The sequence below is a fragment of the Kitasatospora humi genome (assembly GCF_020907985.1).
Lineage (GTDB): Bacteria > Actinomycetota > Actinomycetes > Streptomycetales > Streptomycetaceae > Kitasatospora > Kitasatospora humi.
This window is the reverse complement of record NZ_JAJJPA010000021.1, coordinates 1-18,938: the sequence shown is the minus strand read 5'-3', so window position 1 is coordinate 18,938 and position 18,938 is coordinate 1. Positions and strand designations below refer to the sequence as shown.

At 71.0% G+C, this 18,938-nt stretch carries 19 protein-coding genes; 4 read left to right on the top strand and 15 right to left on the bottom strand.

Annotated elements, in window-relative coordinates; genetic code table 11:
* Positions 1–18 precede the first annotated feature (18 nt).
* The 6 genes from LN042_RS20340 to LN042_RS20315 form a co-directional block, all read right to left on the bottom strand.
* Entirely contained in the window at positions 19–1,395 is a 1,377-nt protein-coding gene (locus tag LN042_RS20340; RefSeq protein ID WP_230052709.1) for an ABC transporter substrate-binding protein, read from the bottom strand.
* Positions 1,396–1,437: 42 nt separating this feature from the next.
* Positions 1,438–2,271 carry a carbohydrate ABC transporter permease gene (locus LN042_RS20335; protein ID WP_230052708.1) on the bottom strand — a complete coding sequence of 278 codons (834 nt, stop codon included), beginning with the start codon at positions 2,269–2,271 and terminating at the stop codon, positions 1,438–1,440.
* The gene (locus LN042_RS20330; RefSeq protein ID WP_230052707.1) at positions 2,268–3,176 is read right to left on the bottom strand and encodes a carbohydrate ABC transporter permease; all 909 of its coding nucleotides are present in this window, start codon (positions 3,174–3,176) and stop codon (positions 2,268–2,270) included. Before LN042_RS20330 ends, LN042_RS20335 begins: the two co-directional genes overlap by 4 nt.
* Positions 3,177–3,272: 96 nt before the next feature.
* Positions 3,273–5,399, bottom strand: a complete 2,127-nt coding sequence (locus LN042_RS20325; protein WP_230052706.1) for a hypothetical protein — start codon at positions 5,397–5,399, stop codon at positions 3,273–3,275.
* A gap of 242 nt (positions 5,400–5,641) precedes the next feature.
* Positions 5,642–6,172: a GNAT family N-acetyltransferase gene (locus LN042_RS20320; protein WP_230052705.1), complete on the bottom strand. Its 531-nt coding sequence runs from the start codon at positions 6,170–6,172 to the stop codon at positions 5,642–5,644.
* 49 nt (positions 6,173–6,221) lie between these two features.
* A complete protein-coding gene (locus LN042_RS20315) occupies positions 6,222–7,544 on the bottom strand; it encodes a CoA transferase (RefSeq protein ID WP_230052704.1) in 1,323 nt (440 codons plus the stop codon).
* An 83-nt stretch (positions 7,545–7,627) separates the two neighbouring features.
* On the opposite strand from LN042_RS20315, the gene LN042_RS20310 reads away from it, so the two are divergent.
* On the top strand, positions 7,628–8,611 hold the full coding sequence (locus LN042_RS20310) for a sigma-70 family RNA polymerase sigma factor (protein ID WP_230052703.1): 984 nt from the start codon (positions 7,628–7,630) through the stop codon (positions 8,609–8,611).
* Between the two features lie 4 nt (positions 8,612–8,615).
* Here the strand turns inward: LN042_RS20310 and LN042_RS20305 are convergent, their stop codons facing one another.
* The 4 genes from LN042_RS20305 to LN042_RS20290 form a co-directional block, all read right to left on the bottom strand.
* On the bottom strand, positions 8,616–9,164 hold the full coding sequence (locus tag LN042_RS20305) for an NUDIX hydrolase (RefSeq protein WP_230052702.1): 549 nt from the start codon (positions 9,162–9,164) through the stop codon (positions 8,616–8,618).
* Positions 9,139–9,774, bottom strand: coding sequence for an NUDIX hydrolase (locus LN042_RS20300; protein ID WP_230052701.1), 636 nt, complete (start codon positions 9,772–9,774; stop codon positions 9,139–9,141). The genes LN042_RS20305 and LN042_RS20300 overlap by 26 nt, the downstream gene beginning before the upstream one ends.
* 91 nt (positions 9,775–9,865) lie before the next feature.
* Positions 9,866–10,621, bottom strand: coding sequence for a hypothetical protein (locus tag LN042_RS20295; RefSeq protein WP_230052700.1), 756 nt, complete (start codon positions 10,619–10,621; stop codon positions 9,866–9,868).
* 264 nt (positions 10,622–10,885) lie between these two features.
* Positions 10,886–13,144 carry a Dyp-type peroxidase gene (locus tag LN042_RS20290; protein WP_230052699.1) on the bottom strand — a complete coding sequence of 753 codons (2,259 nt, stop codon included), beginning with the start codon at positions 13,142–13,144 and terminating at the stop codon, positions 10,886–10,888.
* A gap of 287 nt (positions 13,145–13,431) precedes the next feature.
* Between LN042_RS20290 and LN042_RS20285 the strand changes: the two genes are divergently transcribed.
* Complete coding sequence (locus tag LN042_RS20285) at positions 13,432–15,372, top strand: galactose oxidase early set domain-containing protein (protein ID WP_230052698.1); 1,941 nt, start codon at positions 13,432–13,434, stop codon at positions 15,370–15,372.
* Between the two features lie 379 nt (positions 15,373–15,751).
* Here the strand turns inward: LN042_RS20285 and LN042_RS20280 are convergent, their stop codons facing one another.
* From LN042_RS20280 to LN042_RS20260, 5 genes are all read right to left on the bottom strand, one after another.
* Positions 15,752–16,003 carry a type II toxin-antitoxin system RelE family toxin gene (locus tag LN042_RS20280; protein ID WP_230052697.1) on the bottom strand — a complete coding sequence of 84 codons (252 nt, stop codon included), beginning with the start codon at positions 16,001–16,003 and terminating at the stop codon, positions 15,752–15,754.
* Positions 16,000–16,257, bottom strand: a complete 258-nt coding sequence (locus tag LN042_RS20275) for a type II toxin-antitoxin system Phd/YefM family antitoxin (protein ID WP_230052696.1) — start codon at positions 16,255–16,257, stop codon at positions 16,000–16,002. Before LN042_RS20275 ends, LN042_RS20280 begins: the two co-directional genes overlap by 4 nt.
* Positions 16,258–16,522: 265 nt before the next feature.
* On the bottom strand, positions 16,523–16,717 hold the full coding sequence (locus tag LN042_RS20270) for a DUF397 domain-containing protein (protein ID WP_230052695.1): 195 nt from the start codon (positions 16,715–16,717) through the stop codon (positions 16,523–16,525).
* Positions 16,718–16,847: 130 nt separating this feature from the next.
* Positions 16,848–17,042, bottom strand: coding sequence for a DUF397 domain-containing protein (locus tag LN042_RS20265; protein ID WP_230052694.1), 195 nt, complete (start codon positions 17,040–17,042; stop codon positions 16,848–16,850).
* On the bottom strand, positions 17,039–17,866 hold the full coding sequence (locus LN042_RS20260; protein WP_230052693.1) for a helix-turn-helix domain-containing protein: 828 nt from the start codon (positions 17,864–17,866) through the stop codon (positions 17,039–17,041). The genes LN042_RS20265 and LN042_RS20260 overlap by 4 nt, the downstream gene beginning before the upstream one ends.
* Positions 17,867–18,188: 322 nt before the next feature.
* Here LN042_RS20260 and LN042_RS20255 point away from each other — a divergent pair, with 322 nt between their 5' ends.
* Positions 18,189–18,437, top strand: coding sequence for a hypothetical protein (locus LN042_RS20255; protein ID WP_230052692.1), 249 nt, complete (start codon positions 18,189–18,191; stop codon positions 18,435–18,437).
* 305 nt (positions 18,438–18,742) lie between these two features.
* A partial coding sequence (locus LN042_RS20250; RefSeq protein ID WP_372495778.1) for a hypothetical protein occupies positions 18,743–18,938 on the top strand: 196 nt, incomplete at its 3' end.

Below are 18,938 nucleotides of genomic sequence, written 5' to 3'. Positions count from 1 at the left end.
CCGAACGGGCGCGGGAAGTCAGCCCACCGAGTTGTTGTAGTCGTCGATGGCCGGCTGGATCGCCCTGGCGGCGTCCGCGAGCGCCTGCTGGGCGGTCTTGGCGCCGCTGATGGTCTGTTCGATGGCGTCCTCCACGCCCTGGCGCGCCTGCGGCATCACGCCGAGCAGGCAGCCCGAGTCGGCGGTCGACGGCTTGGTGGCGGTCAGTTCGTCGATCGCCGTCCGGAACTGCGGGTTCTTGGCCACCCAGGCCTGGTCGGTCGGGTCGTCCAGGGCCTTCTTGACGATCGGGAAGTAGCCGGTGCCGGTGTGCCAGGCGACCTGCTGGGCCGGATCGGCGAGGAACCGGACGAACTCCCAGGCGGCGCGCTGCTCGGCCGCCGAGTGGCCGGGGCCGTCGATCCAGAGCGAGGCGCCGCCGATCGCCGGGCCGCCCGGGTCACCGTCGTCGATCTTCGGGTAGGGCGCGGTGGCGACCTGGAACTTCGCCGCCTTGACGTAGCTGCCGAGCACGCCGGTGGACTCCAGGTTCATCGCCACCCGGCCCGACTTGAAGGCCGCCTGGGCGTCCGCGGTGACCCGGCCGGTGTTGACCGCGTAGCCGTTCCTGACCAGGTCGGCCCACCACTGCAGGGCCTGGGCGCCCTGCGCCGAGTCGTAGACCACCTTGCTCGCCTTGCCGTCCCGGCCGTTGTCCCGGTCGCAGTAGAGGGTGCCGGACTCGGCCAGCAGCTCCTCGACGAACCAGCCGTAGACGGCCGCGCCGAAGCCGTACCGGGTGGTCTGCCCGTTGGCGTCCTTGACGGTCAGCTTCTTGGCGTCCTCGCCGAGCTCGGCCAGGGTCCGCGGCGGCTTGCTCGGGTCCAGCCCGGCCGCGTGGAACGCGTCGGCGTTCAGGTAGAGCAGTGGCATGGAGGAGTTGAACGGCATCGACTCCAGGGTGCCGCCGGCGGTGTAGTAGCTGCGGATGGCCGGCTGGATGTCGTCCAGCGAGTAGCCGTCCTTGTCGGCGAACGCCTGGACCGGCACGGTCTGCTTGGAATCGATCATGAATCGGGTGCCTATGTCGTAGACCTGCACCAGCGACGGGGTGCCCTTCTGCTGCACCGACGCCTTGTACTTGGCGATCAGGTCGTCGTAGGTGCCCTGGAAGACCGCCTTGACCTGGACCTTGCCCTGGTGCTCCTGGTTGAACTCGTCGACCAGCCCGTTCAGCACGGTGGCGTTCTGCCCGGTCATGGCGTGCCAGAAGGTGACGGTGGTCACCCCCTTGGCATCGGTGAGCGCCTGGGCGCCCGGCGCCGAACCGGCCGGGCCGGCGCCGCTCCCCGTCGACGAGCTGCACGCGGTCAGGGCGAGGCCCGCCACCACCGTCGCTGCCAGCAGCTTGCGCACGTCACTGTCTCCTTCTGGGCCCAGGGAGCCCGGTTCGGTGGATCAGCGGACCGCACCGGCAGTCAGTCCGCGGACGATGAAGCGCTGCCCGAAGACCACCAGCAGCAGCGTCGGCAGCACCGAGAGGAGCACGCCGGCCAGGATCAGCCCGGGATCGGCCACATCGGCGTCGTGCAGACCGGCCAGGCCGATCTGCAGGGTCTGCATCTGCGCGCTGCGGGTGATGATCAGCGGCCAGAAGTACTGGTTCCAGGCCGACAGGAAGACGTAGACGGCGACCGCCGCCAGCGTCGGCTTGTTGAGCGGCACCAGGATCCGCCAGAGGAACCGCCAGTGCCCCGCGCCGTCGAGCCGGGCCGCGTCCCGCAGCTCCTGCGGGAACTGCCGGAACGCCTGGCGCAGCATGAAGGTGCCGAACGCCGAGGCCAGGAACGGCAGGACCAGCGCGGGGTAGCTGTCGGCCAGCCCCCAGCCGGACAGGGTCAGGTAGTTGGGGATGATCACGGCCTCTCCCGGCACCATCAGGGTGGCCAGGAAGACCCCGAAGACGGCGCCGCGGAACCGCAGCGGCAGGAAGACCAGGGCGTAGGCGGCCAGGATGGAGGTGAGCAGCTGGGCGGTGGTGATCACGCCGGCCACCAGCGCGGAGTTGAGGTACTGCCGGGCCAGCGGCACCGAGCGGGCCGCCCCGGCGAAGTTGCCCAGCGTCAGGTGGTGCGGCACCAGCGCGGGCGGGTAGACGGCCAGGTCGGCGTTGGTCATGAAGGAGCCGACCAGCACGTAGTAGACCGGGAAGCAGACCGCCAGCGCGGCCGACGCCAGCAGCAGGTGGGCCGCGGCACGGCCCAGCACCCTGGTCAGCGGCGCCCTGGTCATGCGTAGTGCACCTTCCGCTCGATGACCCCGAACTGCACGGCGGTGCAGGCGAGCACGACCAGCAGCAGCACCACGGCCTGGGCGCTGGCCGTTCCGAAGTCGCTGGAGCCGAAGGCGAAGGCCTTCTGGTAGATCGAGTAGTTGAGGGTGGTGGTGGAGTGGTCCGGGCCGCCCTTGGTGAGGATGTTGATCTGCCCCAGGGTCTGCAGGGCGTTGATGGTGGAGACCACGACGAGGAAGAAGAGGTGCGGTCCGAGCAGCGGCACGGTGATCGAGCGGGCCAGCCGCCACCCGCCGGCGCCGTCCAGCCGGGCCGCCTCGCTGATCTCCGGCGGTATCGAGCCGATTCCGGCCGAGAGCACCAGCACGTTGTAGCCGAGGTTCAGCCAGATCGTCACCAGCGAGACCGAGACCAGCGCGACCCCGGAGTCGGTCAGCCAGTTCACCGGGCCCGCGCCGACGTGCGAGAGCAGCCCGTTGATCACTCCGGTGGCCGGGTTGTAGAAGACTCCGAACACGACCGAGGCGCCGGCCACCGAGAAGGCGAACGGCAGCGCGAACGCCGACCGGAGCAGCCGCACCCCGCGGATCCGGCCCTCCAGCAGCAGCACCAGCAGCAGCGCGCCCAGCACCCCCGGCACCACGGTGAGGAGCACGAACAGCCCGGTGGTGGCCAGGGTGCGGGCGAACTCGGCGGAGCCCAGCAGGTCCGCGTAGTGCTGTAACCCGACGTACCGGGTGGGCGCCCCGAACAGGTCGTTGGCGTGGGTGCTCAGGTAGCAGGTGCGGTAGAGAGGATAGCCCAGGAAGAGCGCGAAGACGGCCACCGAGGGCAGCAGGAAGGCCCAGGCCAGCGCCTTCTCGGCGGGCCGGGCGGACGAAGGTGGTCGAGGCGAGGTCGGCACCTGAATGTCATGCCCACAACCACTCGGATGCGAACCTGCCGCCCTGGGAACAGGAGCCCCAGGACGGCAGGTTGCCGGTCGATCAGGCGGCTGGGGTCAACCGGCCAGCTGCTGGGCCTGCTTGACCAGGGCGTTCGCCTGGGCGGTCAGCCGGTCGGCCTGCGGTGCGTCCAGCCGCTTCCCTCCGAAGGCGTCCTGGTCCAGCACCTTGGCGATCTGCCCGGCCAGCGCGTCGCGCTGGTTGCCGAGCGCGGTCAGCTGCGCGGTGCCCTGCTGGTACTGCTGGTCACCGGCACTGGTCGACTCGATGTTGCGGGTGGAGGCCTTCAGGGTCGCCGAGTCGAAGGCGCCGACGCCCGCGTTCAGCTGCTTGTAGGCCGCGGCGAGCTTCTGGTAGTCCTGACCGTGCTGCCCGCGCAGGTTGCCCGGGCGCGCGTTGTTGTCGAGGAACTCGGTGAGCACCCGGCCGTCGTGGGTGTACGGGTCGGTCAGGCCGAGCAGCGCGAACATGGTCGGCCGGATGTCGGTGTGGTCCGACCAGACCTTGCCGGTCTCCCCGTCGTGCCGCACGCCCGGACCGACCAGGCCCAGCCAGGTGGTGTTGATGTCGGGCGAGAAGTCACCGTGGTTCCAGGCGTACGCCGGGCCGAGCGCCACACAGGTCGGGGTGCAGCTGCTGCCGGCCGCGTAGACGAAGTAGTCCGGGTCGGCGAACGAGGTGAAGGTCGGCGTCCGCAGCGGGTCGCCGGTCTGCATGTGCAGGATCTTCTGCTCCGCCTGGTCGGCCAGGTAGTTGGAGACCACGTCGGTCTTGCCGGTGATCGGGTTGACCGCCGTCACCTTGGACCAGGCCTGCTCGAACGCCCTGGTGGTCGGGTCGTTCGGGCCGGGCCGGCCGTTCAGGTAGAAGTTCGGCGCCGAGTCGGCGTGCACCTGGAAGGGGGTGGTGACGCCCTGCTGGGTGGCCAGCAGGCCGCGGGCGTTGGCGTTCACCTCGCCGATCTGCTGGTAGCTGCACGGCACGGTGACGCCGTCGCAGTTCGCCGGGGTCGGCTGGCCGCCCACGAAGTGGTCGTTCTCGTCCGAGGTGACGACGAAGAGCGTGTTGCTCTTGTTGATGCCGTCCTTGCCGAGCCGGGCGAAGAAGTTCGCGAAGGCGTTGTCGTACGACTTCAGCTGCGCCGTGTAGTTGGCCGCGCCCGGGCCCATCGCGCCGGCGCCGGCGCCGTGCTGGTCGTGCGCGTCGGAGATGTAGGCGTAGGTGACCGGCACACCGGCCTCCTGCATCTGCGCGACGTAGCCGAGCGAGTTGTCGGCAGTCATCGCGTCGAAGCCCGGGAAGCCCGGGTTGCCCTTGGGGTCGGTGATCGGGGTGCCGGCGGTGCTGCGCACCACGCCGTCCGAACTGATCGCCGGATCCACGTACTTGGCGCCGAACAGCGCCTGGTAGCCGTTGTAGCCGCCCGGCTCGTCCGGCAGCAGGTCGGGGCTGGGGTTGCCCTTGGCGCAGATCTTGGAGTCCTGGGCGCAGTGCACGCCGATGCCCACGTAGTCGGCCTGCGCCTTGGCCGGGTCGGCCTTGGCCTCGGCGTACTGCGGGCCGTCGGTGCCGAACACCTTGTTGATGTCGACGGTGGTGTTCTCCAGCACGGTGTTGGCCGTGGAGACCGAGCCGAAGTCGCAGCCCGCCTTGGTGTAGGCGGCCCACGGCGCCGGCGCCATCTTGCCGTCCGGGCCCACCATGGTCGGGGCGCTGTCGGACGGCTGCGCCACCGAGGTGTCGGCCACGCCGTCGGTCCAGTAGGCGAAGGTGCTGGCCGAGTTGGTGGTGCCGTCCGGGTTGTAGTACCGGTACGAGTTGGAGACCGACTGGCCGTGCTTGTCACCGTAGAGGCCGGTGATCGACGTGAGGATGTCGTCCCCGGTGTGGGCGATCAGCGGCGTGTGGTGGTCGGTGTCGAGGGTGCCGTTGTCCTTGAGGAAGTCGAGCAGGTGGGGCATCTGCTCGAGGTCGGAAGGCACGTTCGGGTTGTCCCGGGTGAAGTGCACGTTGTCGAACTGGAGGTAGATCACGTGCTGCACGTTCCGGCCGTCGGCCGAGATCTGACAGCCGTTCGGCTGAGGCGGGCGGTGGCCCGGATCGGCGGTCGCCGCACCGGCGGTCACCATCCCCAGCCCCAGTCCTGCCGTCAGCGACAGCGCCAGCCATTTGCTCCTGCGCATCCTGCTCCCTCTCTGGGCACCTGCGGGCACGTTCGCGCGCCCGCTGGTCCACGACGGGAACGCGCGTAGATCGCCGAGCGGAGGGCAGCACCAGCCACCCCCCGCCACGCGTGCCACAGGCTGCCACAGCCGACCTGAACGCAACAGGAGGCGTGCGCGGTCGGCTGGTTACGCGGGAGTGAACGAGTGGAGATTGACCGAAAGTCAGTTCTCTTTCGATCCGGCAGGTTTGAGCGCCGGATTCAGAGACCGGGCATCCGGCTGTCCGCGTAGACGTGCAACTGCTCGCGGTAGAAAGGGTCCAGACGCAGGCCGTGGTCGATCAGGCCGAGCCTGGTCGCCACGGCCCGGGAGGCGGTGTTGCCGGCATGGATCCAGGCGAACACCGGCACCTCGGGGTGGCGCTCCAGGGCGGCCCCGAGGGCCGCCCTGGCCAGCTCGGTGGCATAGCCGCGGCCCCAACGGGCGGGTGCCAACCGGTAGTAGAGGTTCCAGTGACCGCGGCCCTGCAACTGCACTCCGCCGACCCCGACCACCGTGTCGGTGCCGACCAGCCGCGCGGTCCAGTAACCGAGGCCGTCCTCCCAACCGGCCACCGCCCGCGCGATCCACTCCCGGGTGGTGACCGGGCCGGCATGGCGCCCCTGCGGGCGGTGCTCCCACACCCGGGGATCGGAGTTGATCTCGTACAGCGCGTCGAGGTCGGCCGGCGCCACCGCCCGCAGGTCCAGGCGGGCGGTGGCGAGTCGGGTGAGGTCGCGATTCGGGCTCATCCGGGGAGTGTAGGCACGGTGGCGCGGGAGCGGCCGGCGGATCGCGGAGTCAGCCGCGCCACTGCGGGCGGTCGGTGCCCCAGCGGGTCGGGCCGTGCACCCAGGTGGCCGGGGCGCCCTGGTGGCCGAGCGGCGGGCGGGCGTGGCGCAGCAGGCCGTAGGGCGAGGGGGTGTCCACCAGGTACGGGGTCGGGTCGAAGGGCACCTGGTCGGTGGCTCCGGCGGAGGTGCCGAGCAGCCAGTGCGCGGTGCCGGCGAGCGAGTAGCGCAGCCGTGCCGCCCGGCCGTCGCGCTGGCGCCCGGTCAGCGCGCGCAGCACGCCGGCCGCGATGAGGTAACCGGTGCCGTGGTCCAGTGCCTGGGCTGGGAGCACGCCCGGTCCGTTGTCGTCCGCCGTCAGCCGGGCGATTCCGCAGGCCGCCTGCACCAGGCTGTCGAAGCCCCGCCGCCCGGCCCACGGCCCGTGCCAGCCCCAGGCGTTGAGCTGCACCACGATCGTGCCCGGCAGGGCCTCGGGTGCCAGTCCGAAGCGGTCGAGCGCACCGGGCCGGTAGCCGGTCACCACCACGTCGGCGGTCGCGGCCAGCTCGCGCAGCACGGTGAGGTCGGCCGGGTCGGCCAGGTCGAGCCGCGCCGAGCGCTTGCCGAAACCGGTGTCGGCGTGCGCGTCCTCGCTCTCCGGCAGCCGCGGCGAGTCGATCCGCAGCACGTCCGCGCCGAGCAGGCCGAGCGTGCGGGTGGCGACCGGGCCGGCGATCACCCGGGTCAGGTCGAGCACCCGCACCCCGGCGGCGGGCAGCCGGTCGGGGGCCAGCCCGCGGTCGCTGGGAGTGGACGGGAGGTGCTCGACGAGCGGGTGGTCGGCGGGCGCCGGGTCGGCGACCGCCACCGCGAGGGCACCGGCCGCGTAGGCGGTCTCCTGCACCTCGGTGGCCGTCCGGGTGGTCAGCAGCTCGGCCAGCTGCTCCGCCGACGCGTCCTCGGGCAGCCCCAGCGCGGCCAGCAACCGGGCCCGGTGGTGCGGGTAGTTGGCGTGGGTGCGCACCCAGCCGTCCGCGGTCGGCCAGAAGCCCGAGTGCGGGGCGAAGGTGGTCAGCGCCCGGCCGTCGATCCGCAGCTGCCGCTCACTGGTGAACGCGGTGGCCACCGCCCCCTCGTCGATCCGCACCCGGGGAGCCCCGGTGCCGTTGCGCTCGGCCAGCAGCTCGGCGGCGGCCAGCGAGCAGGCGGCCACGGTGGCGCGGGCCAGCTGCCGGACGGGCAGCACGCTGGGCAGGGCGCCGGGCACCTCGCGGTACTCCACGGCGGCGGCGGGCCCTGGTTCGCCGCCGAGGGCGGACCAGGCGGCGGCGGTGAACTCGTCAGTCGTCATCTGCCACATTCTCCTCGCCCGTCACATCTCCCGGCCGGCGTTCGTCGGTGATAGGAACGACCCGACGGGGAGGAGAGATCATCATGGACGGACACGACACGAACGCGCACGGCACGGACGGGCACGAGACGGGCGGGCACGGCACCGGCGGGCAGGGCACCGGCTGGCCCGGCGCGGGCGGGCACGGCGCGGGCGGGCACGACTGGCTGGCCGACCGCTTCGAGGCCGACCGGGGGCAGCTGCGCGCGGTGGCGTACCGGATGCTCGGCTCGGTCTCCGAGGCCGAGGACGCGGTGCAGGAGGCCTGGCTGCGGCTGAGCCGCTCCGACGCCGGGCGGATCGACAACCTGAGCGCCTGGCTCACCACCGTGGTCGGCCGGGTCTGCCTGGACCTGCTGCGCTCCCGCAAGGCCCGCCGGGAGGACACCCTCGACGACACCTTCGTGCCGGACCCGGTCGTCACCTCCGCCGCCTCCGACACCGCCGACCCGGAGCAGCAGGCCCTGATGGCCGACTCGGTCGGACTGGCCCTGCTGGTGGTGCTGGAGCACCTGACCCCCGCGGAGCGGCTCGCCTTCGTGCTGCACGACATGTTCGCCGTGCCGTTCGAGGAGATCGCCCCGATCGTCGGCAAGTCCCCGGCCGCCACCCGCCAACTCGCGAGCCGCGCACGCCGCCGTGTCCAGGGCTCGGCCCCGGCCCAGGAGCCCGACGCCGGCCGTCAGCGCGCGGTGGTCGACGCCTTCATGGCCGCCTCCCAGGCCGGCGACTTCGACGCCCTGGTCGCCGTGCTCGACCCCGACGTCCTGCTCCGCGCCGACGTGGGCGTGGGCGGCCGCCTGGTCCGCGGCGCGGCGGCCGTGGCCTCGCAGGCGCTGTTCTTCCGCCAGTTCGCCCACCAGAGCCGGCCGGCGCTGATCAACGGCGCCTACGGCATGGTGTCGAGCGATGGCGAGAAGGTGGTGTCGCTGCTGTCGTTCACGGTCGCGGACGACCGCGTGGTCGAGCTCAACATCCTGGCCGACCGGGCCAGGCTGGCGCAGCTGGACCTGACGCTGCTGGACTGACCGCTCACCGCTCGATCCAGGTGTAGTCGGCGTCGGTGACGGCGGGCAGGGCGGCGTTGCCGACCGGGGCGTCGGCGGCGGGGAGGGCGGCGAGGGCGCGGCCGACCGGCGGGAAGATCGGCAGCTCGGCGGTACTGCGGTAGTCGAGCCAGTCGATGTGGCCCACCTCGTGGGTGCCGTCGGGGAGTTCGTCGTACTCCTCGGCGGCGAGCCGCCCGCGGACCGCCTCGCCGATGTGCAACCGGTAGAGCAGGTGCAGCTTGCGCGGCGGCGGAGTCGGCCCCGGGCGGTTGACGCGCTGGTCGACCACCCACAACAGCTCGGGGTGGCCTGCCACTTGCCCGCGGCTGAGGCCCAACTCCTCCGCCAGCTCGCGCCACAGCGCGGCTTCCAGGTCCTCGCCCGGCTCGACGTTGCCGCCGGGCGGGGTGAAGAACCGCACGCCACCGGCGCGTTCACGACGGATGAGGGCCACCTCGTCACCGCAGAGGACGAGCGCGCCGACACGGATCTTGATGCGGCTGAAGTCAGGCGGAGATTCCGGCTCGGTCATGAGCCCCAGTATCCGCGTCCGCCGGCGCACTGCCTCCGGCGCGCTGCAGCTTGCGGATGAAGCGGTGCATGTGGGGGTCGAGCAGCTCTGTCGGTTCCGCGAGCACCTGGGCCTCGGTGAGCCAGCGGACGGCACTGAACTCGCCCTCGTCGTAGGAGGTCACGGAGTCGGCGTCGGCGTCGAGGAGGAACCACAGCGAGACATCGGTGTGCGCGCCCTGCCCCCGGGTGCGGGTGACGGTGACGAAGAAGGGCCGCTCGCCGGTGAGGGGCGAGGCCACGGCCGTGATGCCCAACTCCTCGTGGCACTCCCGGACCACGGTCGCCCACGGGTCCTCCCCCGGCTCGACGTGCCCGCCGGCCGGCAGCCACAGGCCCGCCTTGCGGTGGTCGACCAGCAGCAGTTGCCCGCGTGCCTCGTCACGCACCACGAAGTAGCTCACCAGGTGCATCGGCGGCCCGTCCGGCTTGCGCACCCGGTACAGCGGGGCGCCGCCGGCGATCCACTCCGTGACCGCGGTCAGGTGGGCCCGCTCCAGTTCGTCCCACGGTTGGACGGCGCCGACCGACTCCAGGAGGGTGCTGCGCGATTGCGCGTGCGTTGAACTCATCCGCGCATCGTCCCAACACACCCTGACAGAAGCCGTCGGGCCCGCCCCTGGGAAGGGTGCGGGCCCGACGGTGGGTGTCAGCGGTGCCGTGTCACATCTGGTCCGGGTGCGGCGCGTACCCCGGCTGGCCCGGCTGCCCGGCGTACGGGTTGGCGCCCTGCGGCGGCATCGGCGCGCCCATCGGCGGGGGCACCGGGGCACCCTGCTGCGGGAACGGCGGCGGCACCGGGGCACCCTGGGGCGGGAACGGCGGCTGGCCCTGCGGCGCGCCCATCGGCGGCATCGGCGCGCCCTGCGGCGGGAACGGCGGCTGACCCATCGGCGCGCCCTGCGGCGGGAACGGCTGGCCCATCGGCGCGCCCTGCGGCGGGAACGGCTGGTCCTGCGGGACGTTCTCGAACGGCTGCGAGCTCGGGTCGATCGCTCCGGGCGGGAACGCCGCGCTCAGCATGTCCAGCTCGTTGCGCCAGTAGCGGTGGATGTTGATGCGCTTCGGCTTGCTGTCGGTGGGCAGCTGCAGGTACGCCGAGCTCCAGATGCTGCGGCGCTTGACCCGGCTGATCGGGAAGGCGTGACGGGGGAAGACCGCGAGCACGTCGCCGGGCCGGTTGGTCCAGCGGCTGGCGGCGTTGACCACCACCGAGGTGTTGGTCAGCGTCAGGAAGTACTGGTTCCGGGTCAGCGCGATGATCAGGACGAGGCCCGGGATCTCCTCGAAGACTGCGTTGAGCCAGGGGCTCGGGCCGGTCTCCACGTGCACGCACGCGATGAACTGCTCTCCGGGCGGTGCCATCTGGGAGAGCTTCTCGATGACCTGTGCCTTCTGCTTTGCCCGGCGGATTGCCATGTTCTTTCCCTCTTACCCCGTCTTGTGCGCCAGCGCTGATGCGGCGGAAAGAGGCAGACACTAACAGGCCCGGATGACATATCGAACAGCCCCGGGCCCCCGCTGCCGAATCGACACCGAGGGCCGGCGGAAAAGCTCCTGATGGGCCGTGAATGTCCCGTTTCGTACTGCTGGTCAGCGCATTCCGGCGCGCCACCGCCGAGGGCTCGGGGAGCCGGGCCTCCGTCGCCCTCGGCGCTGGGCGCGCTTCCCGCCGGACGCAGGTCAGTTGACGGTCAGCGAGGTCCACAGACCGGTCGGCCGGTCCGGCACCTCGATCTGGTCGTCGTGGTCGCCGGAGTTCAGCATCGAGACCACCCGGTAGCGGTCCCGGTGGAAGACCCAGTACCAGGACCTGCCCCCCACCTGCTTCATGTCCGGGATCGGCAGCACCGCGGTGACCTTGTCGATCCCGGCGAAGGAGCTCCAGGCGGCCAGCCGGCGGTCGCCGCGGACGATCCCGTTGGCGTGCTGCTCACCGTCGGCGATGCTGATCACGCGGTGCCGCTGCACGCCGTTCAGGGTGTGGAACACCCAGTAGAGGCTGACCCCGTTCACCCGCTGCCGGTCGGGCACCGGCAGCACGAAGTCGACCCGGGCCACCCCGTCGAGCGCGGGCCAGGTGCTCAGGGGGGCGTCGTCGTGCTCCTTGGCGTCCCGGTGGTCGTCGCCGTTGGCGATCGAGACCACCCGGTAGCGCTGCTGGGTGGCGGTGCTGTGGAACAGCCAGTAGAACGTCTTGCCGTCGACGTTCTGCCGGTCCGGGAACGGCAGCAGGCAGTCCACCTGGGTGACCCCGGTGAACGAGTCCCAGGTGTCGACCGGTTGGTCGTCCGTCTCCTTGCGGTCGGTGTGATCGTTGCCGTGGGCGATCGAGATCGCCCGGTACCGCTGTTCGCCGGCGACCGTGCGGAACGCCCAGTACCAGCTCTTGCCATCCTTGGGCTGGCGGTCGGGCACCGGCAGGAAGGTGTCCACCGGCTGCCCGGTCGCCGGCTCCTCCCCCGGCAGCCGCCCGTCGGCGAGCGCCTTGAGCATGGTGATCGACGGCAGGAACGCGTAGACCGCGCCCTCGGTGCGGACGAACCGCTGGAAGCTCAGGTTGACCGGCTCACCGCCTTCGTGCTCCCAGTTGACCGCGCCGGTGAACCCCACCATGGCGTCCGGCCCCGGTTGCTCCGGCCGGTTCGGCGGGAACGCGGGGCTGTCGATCCACGCCTTCTGGATGAACTCGAACTGCTGGACGAGGTCGCTCTGGTAGCAGACGAAGAGCAGCCCGCGCGCCGCGTCCGGCCCGCCCGGCCCCTCGGAGGTGGGGTCGAACGGCGCACCGTAGGGGCTGCCGCGGCGCATGATCCGGCGCCGGTCCATGACCGGGTCCTCGGGGAACGGATCGGCGCCCGGCCGCTCCTGCAGCCCGTCGCGCGGGTTGGTCTTGCGCAGGTGCGAGAAGAGCGGGGTGGTGTGGCCCTCCAGGTCGTTCAGGAAGCTGATGTCGTTGTCGTTGGCGGCCACGGTGTTGAACGGCTGGTCGGCGTGCGGGCACTTGGCCACCGGGGTGCCGGAGCGCCAGCGGCCGACCACCCGGGCGGCCACCCACTCCATCGTGGCGTCCGCCGGAATCGCCTTGGCCTCCTTGAGGACCGGCAGTTGCCGGGCGATCTGCGCCCACCAGCCGGGCACGTCCTGGGCGAGCCGGCGGACCACCTGGAACGAGCCCTCGAACGCCCAGGCGGGCAGCGGATTGGGGGCGTTGCCGACCCGCTGGTGGCCGACCACGAACTCGCCGGCCGGAATCAGCCGGGTGCCGGGGTGGTCCTTGACCCACTCCGGGCGCAGCGGGTCGGGCTCGTCGAAGCCGCGCACCCCCGGCTCGCTGACGCCGTCCTTGAAGCCGAAGTGCTCCTTGCCGCGCCGGGAGCCCTCCAGGGTGGCGCCGACCTGCTGGAACGCGATCGAGATGCCGTACTGGGCCGCCAGCTCGCGCTGCTCGGTGACGGTGTTCTCCAGGTCCTTGGCGGTGTCGGAGGCGATGGTGAGCACCGCGTGGAGCTGCCCCTCGGTCTTGTTGTTGCCGAACAGCCAGTGACTGGGGTTGCTGTCGTCCCGGTCGCCGAGGTCGTTGGCCCGGGGCACCGGGCCCTGCTGGAAGGCGCCCAGCGTGGTGGTCGGGTCGGCGGACGGGTACGGCGCCTTGCCGAGCAGCCTCTCCAGGCCGGAGTAGGTGAAGCTGAGGCCCATCCAGGTCGCCTTGAGCGCGGTGGGGTCGCCGCCGGACAGTTTGCGGGCCGCGCTGAACGCCCGGTTGAACTCGGCCACTTGCCTGGTGGTCGCGATCCGCGGGATGACCCGCCGCAGCCAGCTGCGGGCCCTGATGCCGTCCTCGAAGGTGAGCATCAGCAGCACCATCTGGTCCTTCTTGAAACCGGCGAGCACATCGCCCTGGATGTTCTCGTTCTCCCGCAGCGGCAGGTCGACGGCCATGGGGCCTCCATGATTACTCGATAGCGGTCAGTAGTCATGACCGTATGCGACGCATGCGAACGATGTGATTCGGTGGCCGTCATCCGGGTGGTGGAGCCACCGGGTTGGCGGCACCTGACGCGACAGCAACTCGGTTCGCTCATAAGACTGAAACCGGTTCGCTAACGGCCGCGTCACCGCACCGCCGCCGGCTCGTCAGGTCGCCCGAGGACGTCGGCGCCACCCCTACTCGCCGATCACCGACCGTAGCCAGGACCGCCATTCACCCCTCACTGCGAAGGAACTCCATGTCCCGTACCACCGTGCCGCCCGGACGCCGGCTGGCCGCGCTGCTGCGCGCCTGCACCGTGGCCGCCGTGGCCGCCTCCACCGCCTTGGCCGTCCCGCTCAGCGCCGGCGCCGCCACCACCCCCGACGATCAGCCCATCACCGCCGCCCAGGTGCGGGCCGAGACCCGCGCCGACGAGGTGCGCGCGTTCGGCCCGGAGGAGGCCGGCTACCTGGCCTGGCAGCGCCTGGAGCGCCGGGCGGCCCTCCGGGAGGCCGCCCACACCAGGGCCGAGGGCGGGCCGGACAACGGATACCCCCTCCCGATCCGGGTGCACCGGCTGGAGATGCTCACCAAGACCCAGGCTGAGATCAACAAGAAGTTCGACCCGTCCGTCTTCGGCAAGTTCACCGACTACTTCACCTCCCCCGAGTACGGCGACCACGTCGCGCTGCTGCCGACCGGCAAGGTGCTGCTCTTCTCGTTCGAGCCGGTGGAGACCGACCCGACCCAGGAGCCCGCGCCCACCAACATCATCGGCTCGGCCAACAAGGGCCGCGCCTACCTCTGGGACCCGTCGCAGGGCACCGGGCCGGGCGCCTTCAAGCCGGTGCCGCCGCCCAACGTGACGCTCGACGACGGCACCGCGGCCAACCGGCCCGCGCCGTTCTTCTGCGCCGGGCACTCCTACCTGGCCAACGGGATGGTCGGCATCTTCGGCGGCAACCTGGGCGGCAACGGCGGTGCGGGCGCCAAGCTGTCGCTGATCTTCGACCCGTGGACGGAGTCCTGGACCCGCAACCCGGACATGTCCGTCGGCCGCTGGTACCCGTCGGTGGTCACCGGCGCGGACGGACGGCAGCTGATCATGTCCGGCCAGTCCGAGATCGGCTGGGGCACCCCGACCCCGATCGTGGAGCGGTTCCCGGCCAAGAAGGACCCGGTGGTCTTCGACTCCAAGAAGGTGCCGAAGGGCCCGGTCGACCGGTTCGGCGCGGACGCCCCGTTCACCACCGACTACCCGCAGCTCTTCTCGCTCAACGACGGCAAGATCTACGGCCTCGGCCGGGTGCCCAACCAGCAGTGGGTGTTCGACCCCAAGACCGAGACCCGCGCCGACCTGCCCACCCGCCCGGACAACCTGGCCCCCGGCGTGATGAACCGCAACTACGGCTCGGCGGTGGCGCTGCCCAACGGCCCCAAGGGGCCCGACTCGGTGCTGATCCTCGGCGGCAACAACGCCGACCCCAACACCTACAAGCTCTCCGGCGGCAAGTGGAGCAAGGACACCCCGCGCGCCTTCGGCCGCACCCAGGACGACACCCTGATCTTCCCCGACGGCAACCTCTTCACCATCAACGGCTCCTACGACATCCGCGACTACGGCAACGGGCTGTACAACCCCAACGCGGACCTGAAGTACCGCCAGGTCGAGATGCGCGACAAGGAGGGCACCTGGAAGCTCGGCCCGGTGCAGCGGCTGCCGCGCGGCTACCACTCCAACGCCGTCATCCTGCCGGACGGCCGGGTGATGATCACCGGTGACGAGCTGCAGCAGATCGCCAACAATCCGAACATCAAGACGGAGAACGGCGGCACCATCGAGATCTACGAACCGTGGTACCTGCACAGCGGTGCCCGGCCCAAGCTGGACTCGGTGCCGGGCAACGGGGTGCGGTACAACCGCAGCTTCAACGTCACCTCGTCCACCGAGAAGCAGGTGACCCGCGCGGTGCTGATGTCGCCGATCACCTCGACGCACGCGGTGGACACCGCCCAGCGCCACGTGGAGCTGCAGATCACCAAGCGCCAGGGCAACCAGCTCACGCTGCAGAGCCCGCCCAGCGCCAACGCCGCTCCGCCCGGGTACTACATGCTCTTCCTGCTGGACGCCAAGGGCGTGCCGAGCGAGGCGAAGTGGGTGAAGCTGGACGCGACTTCCGCAGGCTCGCTGCCGTAACCCTGTGAACGAGTGTGCGGCGGCCCGGGGTTCGCGCCCCGGGCCGCCGCAGGCTCTGGCATTCGACCGACCCGCCCGGACCTTGCGGGATGGCCTTCCCCTCGCAGATCCGCGGCAGGCGCCAGGCGACCCCGGCGCTCGTGGCACACCGCCCGCTCGCCCGCGGCCGATCGCCTCCACTTCACCTGATCGGGCGGCTTCACCTCGGCGTGGCAGCTGATCCTTCAGCGGGCGAACGGTCACGGCCGAACGTCGTCCTGGTCCGTCTCGGCACCGGGCGGGCTTAAGCGGCGCCGAGTGGCTGCCGGCTCAGCCAACGCTGATGGCCGCGCCCCTCACGCTCAAGGGGCCCGGCCATCCTGGTACTTGGTGTTGGTGATCAGCCGATCCGGCCGAGGTGGATCACGACGATGGTGACGGTGGCCTCGGTGATCTCGTACATGATGCGGTAGCGGCCGACGTGCATCCGGCGCAGGTTCGGGGAGCCGTACTCCGCGGTGCCCTGCGGGCGCGGGGAGTCGGCGAGCAGGTCGACGGCGTCCATGACCTGGCGCAGCCCCTCGGGGTCGTCCTTGAGGAACCGGGCGGCGGCATTGATGGCCGGCTCGTCCCAGATGATCGCGTGGCTCAAGCGGCGGGTCCCAGGCCGAGCTGGGCGCGGACCTGCTCATGCGGCACGGCCGTGGTCTCGCCGGCCGCCTGCCTGACCCGGTACTGGGCCAGCGCGAGAGCGTCCTCGAGGTCGGCCAGCTCCTGTGGGTTTATGAGGACGGCGGCGGGCTGTCCGTGGTCGGTGATGGTGATGCGCTCACGGGCGTGGGAGGCACGCCGGACCAGCGACCCCAAGCAGGCCCGCGCCTCTGTAATCGGCAAGGTGTCACTCATGTACCAAACTGTACACTTCCCGCCTGTTCTTTACAGGCTCCTCGCCGGCAGAACCGGCACGGCCATCCACACCGGCGGCGGCCGCATCCGAAGGGGAGGACGAGCGCTGCAGAAAGCGGCGGCGTGGCGCGAGACACCGTTCTCACGGACGAGGAACGGACGGCGCCGGCGCTGACCGAGGCCGCCACCCGCATCCAGGACGGCGCACCGGAAGCCCCTGTGCAACAACGAGCGGCCACACAGGAGATTGCGCGATGGCGAGGCGTCAGACTGCGCCGAGCTCGCCGCCCTTCACGCCCGCCACGAAGGCGGCGAAGCCGGCGGGGGTGAAGGTCAGGGCCGGGCCCTCGGGGTCCTTGGAGTCACGGACGGGGACGGCACCGGGGACGTTGGCGGCCACCTCGACGCACTCGCCGCCGTTGCTGCTGTAGCTGGACTTGAACCAGTCGGGGTTGATCACGGGATCTCCTCTCAGGTCGCAATGCTCAGCCAGGATGGGTGCTGCTCAGGGAGGTTGATAGGCCGTCAGCCCAACAGGGCCCCTGTGAAGCCATGAACCGGCCACACAGGGGCTTGTGTTGAGGAGTTCGTCAGACAGCGCCGAACTCGCCACCCTTCACGCCCGCCACGAAGGCGGCGAAGCCGGCGGGGGTGAAGGTCAGGGCCGGGCCCTCGGGGTCCTTGGAGTCACGGACGGGGACGGCACCGGGGATGTTGGCGGCCACCTCGACGCAGGCACCGCCATTGCTGCTGTAGCTGGACTTGAACCACTCGGGGTTGATCACTGGAGTTCCTCTCGTGCCTTGCGGATCAGCGCCACGGACGCGGCCTGCGACAGAGCCTCTACCTGCAGGTGATGGTAGTCGGTGAGAAGCGGCCGCACCGCGTCCGGATCACGCTCGAAGTGCCCGCGCTGCGACGATTCCGAGTAGGCGGCAACCGAGTGATCCGGCAATGTCAGCAGGTAGATCGGAAGGTCGAACGCCCTGCTCTCGGCCATCGCATAGGGCGCGATCTGAATCGTGACGTTCGGCAGTTCGGAGACTTCAACCAGGCGGTCGAGTTGCGCGCGCATCACCTTGGGCCCGCCGACGGGCCGCCAGAGGCAGCTCTCATCAAGCACGGCGAAGAGCAGCGGCGGGGGCTGGCGGAAGACCTTGGCCTGACGACCGGCCAGGACTTCCAGCCGCTCGTTGGCCTGGATTTGGGTGATGCTGCCCCGGCGCACGGCCCCGCGCGTGATCGCCTCCGCGTACTCCGGGGTCTGGAGCAAGCCGGGAATGATGCCGAGGTCGAAGAGGCGCAGCTCTACCGCGCGCGCCTCATGAGCCATGTAGTCGCCGAAACCCTGCAGCAGGGAGGTCGCCCGCAGGTCGAAGAACAAGTTCTCGAACTTGCTACCGGTGCCGAACGCACGATCGGCCTTCCGGGCGAATCGCAAGGTCGGGGATTTCCGGCCAGTTTCCAGCGACGAGATGTGGCCCGGCGAGTAGCCCGTCCGCTCCGCGAGCTGATCTTGCGTCATGCCCAACTCCTCGCGCACGCGCCGGAGTTCAGCGCCGAATGCGGCACGCGGTGAGGCATCTGGATTGAGCTGCTTGATGTTCAAGGCTGACTTTTCTTTCCGAGCGGCCAGTTTGAAAGCACTTCGAGCCTAGAGCACAGTGTGAGCGACCGGTAGCAGAGTGCTTCGGAAAGGAGTGGCCGGGCAACGGCAGACCGAGCCCCGGCACCCCGATCGATTCCCAAACCATTGGCACGAGGCCCTATTTGGGCAGCAGCAATGCTCTGGGCTCCATGCCCGGCAGGTCCCAACTTCACCCGAAAGTGTGAGACCAAAAGGTGACCGGCCACCACCAACTCCACTGCTCAGCCAAGTTGGGTCCAGCCCCGACCCTGAGCAATCAACTCCCCGACCGGAAGGCACCCCCGTGAACGCCGCCACCCCGCCCCCGTCGTTCGACCAGGCCGCCGCCCTCTCCGAACTGCGCACCCTCGGCCGTGCGCTGGACCTCCAGGTGACCGAGCGGACCGGCGCCACCGCACCCGAGCTGGACGCCACGCTCCGCCTGATGAAGCACTTGCACAGCCAGGTCGAGCTGTCCCTGAGTGCGAGCCTGTCGTCCGTCGTCCACCACTCGCTCCGGGCCAGGGCTCGGGCCGCCGAACTCGCCGCCTAGCGCCCCCGAAGACGCCCGCAGAGCTTGGTGCCTCTGCGGGCCCGGCCCCCCAAGTGGTGAGGAGGGGCCAACCCTGTGTCGACCAAAGGGCGTTGGCTGACACAGGAACCGGTCCCGCCCGCCAGGCGCCCCCGTCGCCGCGGGCGGGACCGCTCGCCACCGCACGACTCCCGCGCAGCTGGGCTTGGGGAAGCGGCCGCGCGGGCCGCCCGCCCCCGTCGGCCGTCACGCGCACACCGGCCGGCGCGGGCGGGCCACCGCACACGGGGCACCGGGGGGGTGATCCCACAGGACTGGAGACCTTCATGCGTCTTGTTCCGCTGCCGAGCCCGTCCCACGACGGGCACCCGGATGCCTCCTCCGATTCCTTCGACCTCCTCGCGCTGGTCGTCCGCTCCACCCTGCGAACCGCGCGCCACCGCCTGCGCGACCACCTCACCGCTCACGGCCTGGACCCCGATGACGCCTGTCTGGTGCTCTCGGAGCTGGTCGGCAACGCGC